Raw genomic sequence first — 12,137 nt, 5'->3', positions numbered from 1 at the left:
TAATAAAAACACCCCAAAAGTTAGATTTTTTTCTGTCTAACTTTTGGGGTGCAGTTCATTTTTCCTCAGTCTCTTTTTGTATCGAAAAATCCTCTGGCAAGTACCAGAGGATAAGAGTCTATTTCATTGTTGGGAAAAGCAAGACATCACGGATAGTGGTTGTATCAGTGAGGAGCATGCAGAGACGGTCGATACCGATACCCAAACCACCAGTTGGTGGCATACCGTATTCGAGGGCTTCGATGTAGTCATAGTCGATACCCGTCGCTTCATCGTCCCCAAGTTCTTTAGCTTTTGCTTGGGCTTCAAAACGGCTGAGCTGGTCGATTGGGTCGTTCAACTCAGTAAAGGCATTACCGTACTCTTTAGTCATGATGAAGAGCTCGAAACGGTCTGTAAAGCGTTCGTCTTCAGGATTTTTCTTAGCGAGTGGAGATACAGCTACTGGATGTCCATAGACAAAGGTTGGCTGAATCAAGGTTTCTTCAACAAACTCTTCAAAGAAAGCGTTGATGATGTGGCCAACTTCAGTATAGTGTTTTTCAACTGGAACTTTTTTCTCAGCAGCGATAGCTTTTGCTTCTTCAAAAGTAATATCTTGCCAGAAATCAACACCGGTAATTTCCTTGATAGCATCCACCATGTGAACGCGTTTGAATGGTTCGTTGATTTTGATTTCAGTTCCTTGGTAGTTGACCGGACCATCGCCCTTAACTGATTTAGCAGCGTGCTGGATAATACCTTCTGTCAAGTCCATGATATCTTGGAAGTCCGCATAAGCTTGGTAGACTTCAATAGAAGTGAACTCAGGGTTGTGAGTGGCGTCCATTCCTTCGTTACGGAAGATTCGACCAATCTCATAAACACGTTCCATACCACCTACGATAAGACGTTTTAAGTGAAGCTCCGTCGCGATACGAAGAACCATATCGATATTTTGGGCATTGTGGTGAGTGATAAATGGACGAGCAGCAGCTCCCCCAGCTTCGTTGTGGAGAACAGGTGTTTCCACTTCAAGGAAACCTTTTTGGTCAAGGTAACGACGGATTTCAGAGATGATTTTTGAACGAGTGACAAAACGTTCAAAGCTTTCACGATTAGAAATCAAGTCAAGGTAACGTTTACGATAGATGGTTTCAACGTCTGTCAAACCGTGGAATTTCTCTGGAAGCGGGCGAAGTGCTTTAGACAAGTGTGTGATGTGAGTTACCTTGATAGAAAGTTCTCCCATATCCGTACGCATGACTTCGCCTTCAACACCGAGGAAGTCACCAAGGTCTGCTTTTTTGAAGATTTCGTAGTTTTCTTCACCGACTTCGTCTTTACGGACGTAGATTTGGATTTGACCTTCACGGTCTTGAAGATGGGCAAAGCCAACTTTCCCTTTTCCACGTTTGGTTACTAAGCGTCCAGCGATAGTAGCAGTTTCATTTAATTCATGTAATTGTTCTTTATCAAGTTCTGCAAATTTATCTTTTAGTTCTTGAGAGTTAGCAGTACGCTCAAAACGTTTTCCGAAGGGATCGATTCCTTGTTCACGGAGCGCAGCCATTTTTTCACGGCGAACGATCTGCTGGTCATTTAGTTCTTCCATATGTTCTGTAGACATGGGTTCCTCCTAATTTTACTCAAAATTTGATACGATGAGTCATTTTTTGCGATACTCCCATTTTATCATAAATAGCAGAGAAATTCACGGATATTCTTTGAAAACTAAAAAGAACTTGACTATTAAGATCAAGTTCCATTATTTTCTTTGATAGGAAGTGTCATTCCATCTTTCCAGAGTGAAGGTTTCAAAATCATTAGTCTCTAAAACTGTCAGACTAGCATTGGCCAAGCCTCCATCTTTGCGGAGGTGAGGCTCTTTATAGCCTAAGAGAGTACGAAGGCTAGCAGTGAGATTTGCCCCATGCCCGACTATCAGAACTCTTTTAGCAGGACTTCCCTTCAGAGATTTGATAAATTGAATGGTTCGCTTGGTAGTACTGTAAAGGGACTCTGCTTCAAACATCTTCGTATCAAACTGAGCTAGATTAGAGCGAAAGGCCTTGATTTGTTGTGGGTAGATGGCATTGAGAGTTGCGATTTTTAATCCCTCTAGTTTGCCAAGTTGCCATTCACGTAGGTCAGGAATGCTCTTTAAAGGGCAAGGGGACTGGAGTTGACTTTGGATAATTTCAGCAGACTTAACTGCTCTGGGTAAATCACTTGAATAAATCGTATCAAAAGGAACTTCCTTGAGATACTGGCCCAGTTGTTGTAGGACGTCAATGGATTCCGGAAGAAGGGGCGAATCGCCACTAGCACCTTGAAAACGTCCTTCAAGATTCCAGAGGGTGCGCCCATGGCGAACAAAATAGAGTTTCATGACTTACTTTCCTCCAAGATATCAGCAAAATCCGCTTTTACAAAGCTGGCCAAGTCTTGAGGTCGGATGATGATGCTATGTCCGACTTCCCCAGCAGAGACGATTAATTCGTCCAAATCCAAAGCAGTCTGATCAATAAAAATAGGATAATTGTGTTTTTGGCGAATGCCGACGGGGTTATTTGCGCCATGAATGTAGCCTGTCGTTTTTTCTAAGTCTTTCTGTGGAATCATGCCCACTTTTTTATTGCCAGAAACTTTTGCTAGTTTTTTCTCGGCGAGGTGTTCTGTTATGGGAACAATTCCAATAATCGGTCCTGTTTTATCTCCCAAAAGAGCCAAGGTTTTAAAGATTTGGTTTCTGTCGTATTCAGGAGGAAGTTCTCCTTCAAGCGCATTGATTTGAATACCAGTATGGTCAATACCTGCCTTGGTCAAGATTTGTTCGACCAAGGTTTTTTTAATCTTGACTTTTTTTGCCATTATTTATACTTATCCTCCAACTGACTCATCCAGATACCAAGCCAGATACCAAGCGCAAAGAAGAAGGCAACGAGAACATAGCTCACAATGGAGAGTCCAGAGTATTGGATACTTTCAGCATTTCCAGCATTTGGAATCAAAATTAAAAGAGTACTTGAAAGAACAATGCCGATGATAAAGTGATAAACACGGGAGTGGTAGTTGTTCAAGGCGTGGTCCATTAATTTTGAAAAAATGATGAGGGTTGCACCTGCACCAATTCCGATAGGAAGGAAGGTTCCAAATAAATCAAAGGTTTTAAAACCAGTTAGCATAGGAGCATACAGTCCCAAAATCAAGAGTAGATTGGACGGACTTAAACCAGGTACCAAGATACCAAGTGCCAACAGAGCCCCCGCTAAGATGAAGCTAGCGAAACTGGCACTGAGTGAACCAACAACAAAGTTTAGCGCGTAGAGACCGACTCCTGAAAGCATAAAGGTGGTCCAGAACCAGACTAGGTCAATCTTATCACGATCAGACTCCCGAGTAGATTCTCTAAGGAGGCTAGGTACTGTACCGATGATAGCTCCTGCAAAACTCCACAAAACATAGACTTGGTAATTTTCTAACAAATACTCGATTGGATAAGAAAATAGCCCAATTCCGAGTAACATCCCGATAGCTACTGGGATAAAGTAAAGGACATTCTCTTTAAAATCCTTAAAAGGATGAGCCAGAAAAGAAATCATTCGTTCGTAGATACCCAAAATTGCGGCCAGAACTCCTCCAGAAATCCCGGGCAAGATAAATCCTAGGGCGATGACGATTCCTTTAATAACTCGTGCAATCCATGAAAACATAATAAATTCCTCAATTTCATAAAAATCTTCTCTATTCTAACAATTATAACACAGACGGCAAAAAAATGAAAAAACAAGTGAAAAAGTTACGATTTTCACTTGTTTTATGGTCTTAAAAATAGCTTTCTGAAGGTTTCTTCTTTTTCCTTCAAAGTAGAAATCAGGTTAATATCTAAATGATGTTCAAATCCAGCAATTCTTCCTTTTGAAGTGTATTGATGGAGGTCGTAGTCTAAACTGGTATTGGGTGTTGTTTCAAAGTAACCTGAATCCGTCCCATAGGAAGGAATCCAAATAGCAGTAAACTTATCTGTATTGATACTGTGTTCTTGCATGAAGTAAACTCCAATATAGATGCTGATGTTTTTAGCACCTAAAGATTCCAGTTTAGCACGAAAGGCTTCAACCCCTTCGTTCATATCAGACATTGTTTTTTCTTCCACGTCCAACCAATAGTAACTAGGGTTGTAAGGAGAAGCAGCATTATAGAAAACTTCAGCGGCTTTTTCCATTTCTTCCTTGCTGGGGCTAGCTAGATAGGCATAGACTCCAACTGGGACATTACGCTTTTGAAATTCTGTAATATGACTTTTATAGGCTTTATCGATACCATTGGCATAAGCCGCATCATTTTTTTCAGTATGTTGAGCCCCATTGTGGACACGAACAATAACACCTGAAATATTTTGAGACAAGGTATCGTAGTTGATTTCCTCAGGTCTTTGCCAACCAGAGACATCAATAATAGGTTTGTCAAGATTATGCAAGGCCTGATTTTCAACCTGGACAGCATTTGGTTTTGACTTGACGGGATGGTCTTCATAAGTTGGTTTATTGAGGATCAAAATAGCTATAAATATAGTAAATAAAGTAAAAATAATAGCTGGATTAATCTTTTTTCTCATATCTAAATAGTTTAACGTAAATAGATAAAAAAATCAAAGAAAACATCAGAAAAAGTGAATATAACAGTCTCTTATCTCTATTTCCTTGTTTGTTTACTCCTTAGAAAATAAATTATGGTATAATATAAGGGAATTTTTACAGAAAAGAGAATAGTATGTCAAATTATGCCATTATTTTAGCAGCGGGTAAGGGTACTCGCATGAAATCAGATCTTCCCAAAGTACTTCATAAAGTAGCAGGAATTTCGATGTTGGAACACGTTTTTCGTAGTGTTGGTGCTATTCAACCTGAAAAAACAGTTACTGTAGTTGGTCACAAGGCTGAGCTGGTTGAGCAAGTATTGGCTGGTCAGACAGACTTTGTTACCCAATCAGAACAACTAGGAACTGGGCATGCTGTCATGATGGCAGAGCATATTCTCCAAAATCGCACTGGCCACACCTTAGTTATCGCTGGAGATACTCCTCTGATTACAGGTGAAAGCTTGAAAAACCTCTTGGATTTCCATATCAATCACAAAAATGTTGCGACTATCCTGACAGCTGAAGCAGCAAATCCTTTTGGATACGGTCGAATTGTTCGAAACGATAATGCAGAAGTTCTTCGTATTGTTGAGCAAAAGGATGCGACTGATTTTGAAAAACAAATCAAGGAAATCAATACTGGAACTTACGTATTTGACAATGAACGTCTTTTTGAAGCCCTTAAAAACATCAACACTAACAATGCCCAAGGTGAGTACTATATTACTGATGTGATTGGTATTTTCCGTAATGCGGGTGAGAAGGTTGGGGCCTATACTCTCAAGGATTTTGATGAAAGTCTTGGGGTAAATGACCGTGTAGCTCTTGCGACTGCGGAAGCAGTGATGCGCCGCCGTATCAATCAAAAGCACATGGTTAATGGTGTTAGCTTTGTCAATCCAGAAGCAACATACATCGACATTGATGTTGAGATTGCTCCTGAGGTCCAAATCGAAGCCAACGTTACCTTGAAAGGTCAAACGAATATTGGTGCGGAGACTATTTTAACAAATGGAACTTATGTAGTGGATAGCACTATCGGAGCAGGAGCTGTGATTACCAACTCTATGATTGAGGAAAGCTTGGTAGCAGACGGAGTGACTGTTGGTCCTTATGCCCACATTCGTCCAGGTTCAAGCCTAGCTTCCCAAGTACACATTGGAAACTTTGTTGAAGTAAAAGGATCTTCAATCGGTGAAAATACCAAGGCGGGTCATTTGACTTATATCGGAAATTGTGAAGTGGGTAGCCATGTTAACTTCGGTGCAGGTACGATTACAGTGAACTATGATGGGAAAAATAAGTACAAAACTGTTATCGGTAACAATGTCTTTGTTGGCTCAAACTCAACCATTATTGCTCCTGTAGAACTTGGGGATAATTCTCTTGTTGGAGCGGGTTCAACCATTACCAAGAATGTTCCTGCTGATGCCATTGCTATCGGTCGTGGACGACAAGTTAACAAAGATGAGTACGCAACTCGCTTGCCTCATCATCCCAAGAACCAGTAGGAGTTTGTCATGGAATTTGAAGAAAAAACGCTTAGTCGAAAAGAAATCTACCAAGGTCCTATTTTCAAACTGGTACAAGACCAGGTGGAACTACCAGAAGGAAAGGGAACTGCCCAACGTGACTTGATTTTTCACAATGGAGCTGTTTGTGTACTAGCCGTGACGGCCGAGGACAAAATTGTCCTCGTTAAGCAATACCGAAAGGCTATTGAGACGGTCTCTTATGAGATTCCTGCAGGTAAACTGGAAATTGGTGAAAATGCAGATCCAATGGCAGCGGCACTTCGTGAATTGGAAGAAGAGGTTGCCTACACAGCTAAGTTAGAACTCTTGTATGATTTCTATTCTGCGATTGGTTTTTGCAACGAAAAACTAAAACTCTACCTTGCTAGTGATTTGGCTAAGGTAGAAAATCCTCGTCCACAAGATGATGATGAAACCTTGGAGGTCCTAGAAGTAAGTCTAGAGGAAGCCAAGAACCTGATCCAGTCAGGTCATATCTGTGATGCCAAGACCATCATGGCAATCCAGTACTGGGAACTACAAAAGAAATAGAGGAGCAACCCATGGGAAAACCTTTATTAACAGACGAAATGATTGAACGTGCCAACCGCGGTGAGAAAATATCAGGACCACTCCTTCAAGATGATGAGGAAACAAAGATCCTACCAACGTCTTCACAACATTTTGGTTATTCACGTTCTAGAGACCACGGTTTTAGTCAAGATACACTTACAATCGAAGTAGAACCAACGATTCATAAGAGTCGTCGCATTGAGAACACTAAGAGAAATGTTTTTAATTCGAAACTCAATCGCATCTTATTTGCAGTCATCCTACTCTTGATTTTGTTAGTGTTGGCGATGAAACTCTTGTAATTGAAAGGACATGAAATGAAAATTGGAATCATTGCTGCCATGCCAGAAGAGCTCCTACACTTGACTCAGAATTTAGATAGAGCACAAGAAGTCCAAGTCCTCGGAAATACTTACTACACTGGCACTGTTGGCAAGACAGAAGTTGTCCTAGTTCAGAGTGGGATTGGAAAGGTCATGTCAGCTATGAATGTAGCGGTGTTAGCTGACCATTTCCAAGTGGATGCCGTTATCAATACAGGATCAGCAGGTGCAGTTGCAGAAGGGATTGCCGTTGGAGATGTAGTGATTGCGGATAAATTGGCTTACCATGATGTGGATGTAACTGCTTTTGGCTATGCTTATGGTCAGATGGCTGGTCAACCTCTTTACTTTGAATCCGATAAGAACTTTATCGCTAGGATTAAAGAGAATTTATCTCAATTAGAACAGAACTGGCACCTAGGATTGATTGCCACAGGGGATAGCTTTATAGCTGGAGATGATAAGATTGCTAGTATCAAATCCCACTTTCCGGATGTTTTAGCAGTTGAAATGGAAGGGGCAGCGATTGCACAGGCAGCTCAGGCTCTTGGCCTACCTTTCCTAGTCATTCGTGCCATGAGCGACAATGCCAATAACGAGGCTTCTATCTCTTTTGATGAGTTTATCATTGAAGCTGGACGTCGTTCTGCCCAAGTTTTACTGGCCTTTTTAAAGGTTATGGATTAAGCGGAAATTTGACAGTTTATTTAGCTTATGATAAGATTTAAATAAAGAAAAGCTAGAAAACGTTTCAGAGGATATTATGAGTATTGAAATGACCGTCAGCGAGATTGCAGAGGTCTTAGGACTATCTCGTCAGGCAATCAACAATCGTGTCAAAGAACTTCCCGAAGAGGACACGAAAAAAAATGACAAAGGTGTAACAGTAGTTACTCGAAGTGGCTTGATTAAGCTAGAAGAAATCTATAAAAAAACGATTTTTGAAGATGAACCAGTCAGTGATGATGTCAAACAACGCGAACTGATGGAAATCTTGGTCGATGAGAAAAATGCTGAAATTCTTCGTTTGTACGAGCAACTCAAGGCCAAGGACCAGCAACTGGCAGAAAAAGATGAGCAGATGCGCATCAAAGACCGCCAGATTGCAGAAAAGGACAAACAATTGGACCAGCAGCAACAGTTAACTCTTCAAGCTATGAAGGATCAAGAAAGCTTGAAACTCGAGTTGGACCAAGCAAAAGAAGAAGTCCAAGCAACCAAAAAAGGCTTTTTTGCTCGCCTGTTTGGAGGAAAATAAAGAAGCTGTTTGGGTTATTCACTAACCTAATAGCTTCTTTTCTTATTTATAGTTTAAATTGAGTCGGAATTGAGGTAAAAGATGGAAAAATTAAGAGATTATATCGCCTTTGACTTAGAATTCAATCAACACGAAGGAGTTACCCATTTAATTCAGGTATCAGCAGTTCGTTTTCAAGATGGTCAAGAGATAGGTGCCTTTGATTCTTATGTCCATACCAGCGTGCCTTTAAAGAGTTTTATTAATGGTTTGACAGGAATTACAGCTGAAACCTTGAAAGATGCGCCAAAAGTAGAACAAGTTTTACAGGACTTTCAGGCATTTGTTGGCAATTCACCTATCGTTGGTTACAATGCAGCTAATAGTGATTTGCCTATTCTCTTGGAGCATGGCTTGGACTATCGTGACCAGTACAAGGTCGACCTATATGATGAGGCTTTTGAACGTCGTAGTTCCGACCTACACGGCATAGCTAATCTCAAATTGCAAACTGTGGCGAATTTCTTAGGCTTTAAAGGTCAATCGCATAATAGTTTAGAAGATGCCCGCATGACGGCGCGTGTTTATGAAGCCTTTTTGGAATCGGATGAAGGAAAACTATTGTTAGAAGAACAAAGTAATCTATCTATGAATCCCTTTGGCGTGTTAGATTTATCTCAATTTCTAGACTAGGAGTGCCTAATGAAACCTGAAAAACCTAAAAAGCTAGGTTTTAGGAAGATATACTATAACCTAGATAAGATTTTATTTCTATTTTTCTTGATATTTATGATGGTAGAGTTTGTCTGGTTGCCATTGAATTCTTGGATTGCAGGGATGTTGCTCAGACAAACAGGATATTTGTTTATTTCTTACAATAACTTTCTTGCTATTGTTCAAGGCTCACCTTTTGTCAGTTTAGCCTTTCTCATCTTAATTGCAATCAATCTCTTGGTCGCTTATTTTCAGATTTGTCTTTTATTCATTGGGGCGCGTCACCTTCTCTACCATGAAAAGAGAACCTTGATTGAGTATAGTCGAAAAGTCTTTCAACAGAGTTTTCTATTTATGAAACGATTCAGTTTCTGTAAAATGGCCTTTGTCTTCTTTTACGTCGCTATGCTTTTTCCTTTCATCAGAAAAATTTTAAAAATCTACTACCTTAATAAGATTATTATTCCAGATTTTATCGTTACCTACCTTGAAGATAAGCATTGGCTAGTTGGTCTGCTGATTCTGTCCTCTGCTTGGATTTTACTCTATATTTCAGTTCGTTTCATGTTTGCTCTTCCCAAGATTCTCTTTGAAAAGAAAACAGTGAGAGAGGGAGTGAAATATAGCCTGCAAAAGACAAAAAAACACGTTATCTTTTATTCTTGGAACTTGCTTCTCATTATCATTAAAACCTACCTCTTTTTCTTTCTACTCTTAATTCCCATATTGTTTGCTCAAGTTGCAATGGATGAATTAACTCATAAAGAATCCCTAGTCCTAGGGGTAATCAATTATGTTTTGATTAAGAACTTCCATTATATGACCTTGACTTATTTTCTCGTTAAATTCGTTTCATTTTTAACTGGTGAAGAACTTGAAATCATGCCAAGAAGGAAGAAAGACCATTTGATGAGATGGGGAGTAATGGGCTGCGCTAGTATCGTTTTTGCTTTAGAGGGTTATATCTATCTTGAGTCTCCTGACACGAGTACCCCTTTGGTTATTTCTCACAGAGGAGTTTCCAATAAAAATGGAGTTCAGAATACAGTCGAGTCGTTAGAGAAAACAGCTCAACTAAAACCAGATTTGATTGAAATGGATATCCAGGAAACCAAGGATGGTCAGTTTGTAATGATGCACGATGCCAATCTCAAAAATTTAACAGGTATTAGTGCTACGCCGCAAGATTTGACTCTAGATGAATTAACAAATACAGATATTTACGAGAATGGTTATCAGACAAAGATTTCCAGTTTCGACGCTTATCTGGAACGCGCCAATGCATTAAACCAAAAATTGCTGATTGAGATTAAAACCAGTAGAAAAGATAGCCCTCAAATGATGGAACATTTCCTTGAAAAATATGGGACGACCATCAAAAAATATGGGCACCAGATTCAATCCCTTGATTACCAAGTGATTGATAAGGTTTTGAATTATGATTCTGAGATTCCGTCCTACTTTATTATGCCTTATAACAGTATCTTCCCAAGAACCAAGGCAACTGGTTATACCATGGAATATTCAACCTTGGATGAGTACTTTGTTAATAAACTTTGGACAACAGATCAAAGGTTATATGTATGGACTGTTAATGGTTCTGACGCTTTCGACAAAGCCATTCGTCTAGGAGCCAACGGTATGATAACAGATGACCTAGAAATGGTACAGTCACAGGTATTGATGGCTCAGGATGACCCTGAATACACTGATTTGATTCTTAAGAAAGCCATGGAATTTTTTGACTTCTAAGAAAAAAGAGAAACATTCGTTTCTCTTTTCTTATGGATTAGAAAGGCAATTTTCCAGCGAAAGCACCAAGTTTCTTCTTAGTCGTTTCGTCGATTTGGTCTAGCGCAGCATTGATAGCTTGAACAGTCATGTCAGAAAGAGTTTCGAGGTCTTCTGGGTCAACAACGGCTGGGTTAAAGTTGATGCTTACAACTTTCTTATCTCCAGTTAAGGTTGCTTGGACAAGGTCTTGAGCAGATTTTCCAACAAATTCCATAGCAGCAAGTTCTGCTTGACTTTGTTCCATTTGTTTTTGAAGTTTTTGTGCTTGACGCATCATGTTTTGCATATTCATCATAGTGGGTTACTGTTTCCTTTTTTCTATTTATTTTCTTACCTATTTTAACAATTTTAGGATTAAAAGTCTAATATTAGTTTAAAACTAAAACATTAAATTTTCTGACAATTTATTGAAAAATGAGTAAAGACATGTTATAATGGAACGAAAAATAAATTCAGGATTCCTGAACTGATAGGAGTAAATAATGAAAAAACTAGGTTTCGTTCTTTTATCTTCAGCCTTGCTATTGACTGCTTGTGCTAATAATCAATCTAAGCCAAGCAACACAAGTGATTCCTCTAAGGTAACAGCCTTGTCTGAAGACAAGCAAAAAATGCTTGATAAGGCAACCGCAGATTATAAGACTTTTGTACAAGAGCAAATTGATAAACTTTTGACAGATACGGAAGGCTTTGTCCAGCTTTTGAAAGACGGAAAACTTGAGGAAGCCAAGAAAGCTTATCCGCTTGTTCGTATGGCTTACGAACGCTCCGAGCCGATTGCTGAAAGTTTTGGTGAGTCAGATGTCAAGATTGACTTCCGTCTAGCAGACTATGTTGATGAAAATAAGACTGAAGAAGGTTGGTCTGGTTTCCACCGTATCGAGCGTATCCTTTGGGAAGATAATACAACTAAAGGAACTGAAAGTTATGGCGATCAATTAGTCAATGATATCAAAGAATTGAAGGCTAAGATTGCAACTGTGGATGTGGACTACAAGGTTATGTTGACTGGAGCAGTTGACTTGCTTAATGAAGTAGCGACAAGCAAGATTACAGGTGAAGAAGAAATTTATTCTCACACAGACTTGTATGACTTCCGTGCCAATATTGAAGGTGCTGAGAAGATTTTCCAACTCTTTAAACCTTTACTAGAAAAATCAGATGCTAATTTAGTTAAAGAATTAGAAGCTGATTTCAAATCTGTTAATAGCTTGTTGGACAAACATATGACGGACAAGGAGCACTACAAACTTTATACAGACTTAACAAAGGAAGACACCAAAGAATTGGCTGAAGCCGTGACAAAACTTGGTGAACCTCTATCACAAATGGGTAAATTTCTTGATGGAGAATAAGCA

At 39.5% G+C, this 12,137-nt stretch carries 14 protein-coding genes; 8 read left to right on the top strand and 6 right to left on the bottom strand.

The window, feature by feature from the left end; translation table 11 throughout:
- Nucleotides 1-118: 118 nt before the first annotated feature.
- The 5 genes from lysS to ADI74_RS05710 all read right to left on the bottom strand — a co-directional run bounded on the left by lysS (nucleotide 119) and on the right by ADI74_RS05710 (nucleotide 4,600).
- Nucleotides 119-1,609, bottom strand: coding sequence for a lysine--tRNA ligase (gene lysS, locus ADI74_RS05730; RefSeq protein ID WP_049537647.1), 1,491 nt, complete (start codon nucleotides 1,607-1,609; stop codon nucleotides 119-121).
- Between the two features lie 138 nt (nucleotides 1,610-1,747).
- Nucleotides 1,748-2,371, bottom strand: coding sequence for a histidine phosphatase family protein (locus ADI74_RS05725; RefSeq protein WP_049537644.1), 624 nt, complete (start codon nucleotides 2,369-2,371; stop codon nucleotides 1,748-1,750).
- Entirely contained in the window at nucleotides 2,368-2,853 is a 486-nt protein-coding gene (locus ADI74_RS05720; RefSeq protein WP_049537642.1) for an aminoacyl-tRNA deacylase, read from the bottom strand. The genes ADI74_RS05725 and ADI74_RS05720 overlap by 4 nt, the downstream gene beginning before the upstream one ends.
- Nucleotides 2,853-3,695 (bottom strand): DUF368 domain-containing protein, encoded by an 843-nt coding sequence (locus ADI74_RS05715; RefSeq protein WP_049537641.1) that lies wholly within the window; start codon nucleotides 3,693-3,695, stop codon nucleotides 2,853-2,855. Before ADI74_RS05715 ends, ADI74_RS05720 begins: the two co-directional genes overlap by 1 nt.
- Nucleotides 3,696-3,799: 104 nt before the next feature.
- The gene (locus ADI74_RS05710) at nucleotides 3,800-4,600 is read right to left on the bottom strand and encodes a glycoside hydrolase family 25 protein (protein WP_049537639.1); all 801 of its coding nucleotides are present in this window, start codon (nucleotides 4,598-4,600) and stop codon (nucleotides 3,800-3,802) included.
- Between the two features lie 155 nt (nucleotides 4,601-4,755).
- Between ADI74_RS05710 and glmU the strand changes: the two genes are divergently transcribed.
- The 7 genes from glmU (at nucleotide 4,756) to ADI74_RS05675 (ending at nucleotide 10,737) form a co-directional block, all read left to right on the top strand.
- Nucleotides 4,756-6,135 carry a bifunctional UDP-N-acetylglucosamine diphosphorylase/glucosamine-1-phosphate N-acetyltransferase GlmU gene (gene glmU, locus ADI74_RS05705; protein ID WP_049537637.1) on the top strand — a complete coding sequence of 460 codons (1,380 nt, stop codon included), beginning with the start codon at nucleotides 4,756-4,758 and terminating at the stop codon, nucleotides 6,133-6,135.
- A 9-nt stretch (nucleotides 6,136-6,144) separates the two neighbouring features.
- On the top strand, nucleotides 6,145-6,690 hold the full coding sequence (locus tag ADI74_RS05700; RefSeq protein WP_049537635.1) for an NUDIX hydrolase: 546 nt from the start codon (nucleotides 6,145-6,147) through the stop codon (nucleotides 6,688-6,690).
- A gap of 11 nt (nucleotides 6,691-6,701) precedes the next feature.
- Nucleotides 6,702-7,013: a cell wall synthase accessory phosphoprotein MacP gene (macP, locus tag ADI74_RS05695; RefSeq protein WP_049537633.1), complete on the top strand. Its 312-nt coding sequence runs from the start codon at nucleotides 6,702-6,704 to the stop codon at nucleotides 7,011-7,013.
- 15 nt (nucleotides 7,014-7,028) lie between these two features.
- Nucleotides 7,029-7,721 carry a 5'-methylthioadenosine/adenosylhomocysteine nucleosidase gene (locus tag ADI74_RS05690; RefSeq protein ID WP_049537631.1) on the top strand — a complete coding sequence of 231 codons (693 nt, stop codon included), beginning with the start codon at nucleotides 7,029-7,031 and terminating at the stop codon, nucleotides 7,719-7,721.
- Between the two features lie 76 nt (nucleotides 7,722-7,797).
- Nucleotides 7,798-8,292, top strand: coding sequence for a chromosome segregation protein RocS (gene rocS, locus ADI74_RS05685; protein ID WP_000021247.1), 495 nt, complete (start codon nucleotides 7,798-7,800; stop codon nucleotides 8,290-8,292).
- Nucleotides 8,293-8,373: 81 nt separating this feature from the next.
- Entirely contained in the window at nucleotides 8,374-8,964 is a 591-nt protein-coding gene (locus tag ADI74_RS05680; RefSeq protein WP_049537629.1) for a 3'-5' exonuclease, read from the top strand.
- Nucleotides 8,965-8,973: 9 nt separating this feature from the next.
- A complete protein-coding gene (locus tag ADI74_RS05675) occupies nucleotides 8,974-10,737 on the top strand; it encodes a glycerophosphoryl diester phosphodiesterase membrane domain-containing protein (RefSeq protein ID WP_049537627.1) in 1,764 nt (587 codons plus the stop codon).
- 37 nt (nucleotides 10,738-10,774) lie between these two features.
- Here the strand turns inward: ADI74_RS05675 and ADI74_RS05670 are convergent, their stop codons facing one another.
- Nucleotides 10,775-11,074, bottom strand: coding sequence for a YbaB/EbfC family nucleoid-associated protein (locus ADI74_RS05670; RefSeq protein ID WP_049537625.1), 300 nt, complete (start codon nucleotides 11,072-11,074; stop codon nucleotides 10,775-10,777).
- A gap of 187 nt (nucleotides 11,075-11,261) precedes the next feature.
- Here ADI74_RS05670 and efeO point away from each other — a divergent pair, with 187 nt between their 5' ends.
- Nucleotides 11,262-12,134: an iron uptake system protein EfeO gene (efeO, locus tag ADI74_RS05665; RefSeq protein ID WP_049537624.1), complete on the top strand. Its 873-nt coding sequence runs from the start codon at nucleotides 11,262-11,264 to the stop codon at nucleotides 12,132-12,134.
- Nucleotides 12,135-12,137: the final 3 nt, after the last annotated feature.

Source organism: Streptococcus pseudopneumoniae, assembly GCF_001074565.1.
GTDB classification, from domain to species: domain Bacteria; phylum Bacillota; class Bacilli; order Lactobacillales; family Streptococcaceae; genus Streptococcus; species Streptococcus pseudopneumoniae_J.
This window is presented reverse-complemented; position numbering and strand designations above follow the sequence as displayed.

Bases quoted from the DNA above. Each gene is read 5' to 3' on its own strand.
- lysS (WP_049537647.1), bottom strand. From the start codon at position 1,609: ATGTCTACAGAACATATGGAAGAACTAAATGACCAGCAGATCGTTCGC.
- ADI74_RS05725 (WP_049537644.1), bottom strand. From the start codon at position 2,371: ATGAAACTCTATTTTGTTCGCCATGGGCGCACCCTCTGGAATCTTGAA.
- ADI74_RS05720 (WP_049537642.1), bottom strand. From the start codon at position 2,853: ATGGCAAAAAAAGTCAAGATTAAAAAAACCTTGGTCGAACAAATCTTG.
- ADI74_RS05715 (WP_049537641.1), bottom strand. From the start codon at position 3,695: ATGTTTTCATGGATTGCACGAGTTATTAAAGGAATCGTCATCGCCCTA.
- ADI74_RS05710 (WP_049537639.1), bottom strand. From the start codon at position 4,600: ATGAGAAAAAAGATTAATCCAGCTATTATTTTTACTTTATTTACTATA.
- glmU (WP_049537637.1), top strand. From the start codon at position 4,756: ATGTCAAATTATGCCATTATTTTAGCAGCGGGTAAGGGTACTCGCATG.
- ADI74_RS05700 (WP_049537635.1), top strand. From the start codon at position 6,145: ATGGAATTTGAAGAAAAAACGCTTAGTCGAAAAGAAATCTACCAAGGT.
- macP (WP_049537633.1), top strand. From the start codon at position 6,702: ATGGGAAAACCTTTATTAACAGACGAAATGATTGAACGTGCCAACCGC.
- ADI74_RS05690 (WP_049537631.1), top strand. From the start codon at position 7,029: ATGAAAATTGGAATCATTGCTGCCATGCCAGAAGAGCTCCTACACTTG.
- rocS (WP_000021247.1), top strand. From the start codon at position 7,798: ATGAGTATTGAAATGACCGTCAGCGAGATTGCAGAGGTCTTAGGACTA.
- ADI74_RS05680 (WP_049537629.1), top strand. From the start codon at position 8,374: ATGGAAAAATTAAGAGATTATATCGCCTTTGACTTAGAATTCAATCAA.
- ADI74_RS05675 (WP_049537627.1), top strand. From the start codon at position 8,974: ATGAAACCTGAAAAACCTAAAAAGCTAGGTTTTAGGAAGATATACTAT.
- ADI74_RS05670 (WP_049537625.1), bottom strand. From the start codon at position 11,074: ATGATGAATATGCAAAACATGATGCGTCAAGCACAAAAACTTCAAAAA.
- efeO (WP_049537624.1), top strand. From the start codon at position 11,262: ATGAAAAAACTAGGTTTCGTTCTTTTATCTTCAGCCTTGCTATTGACT.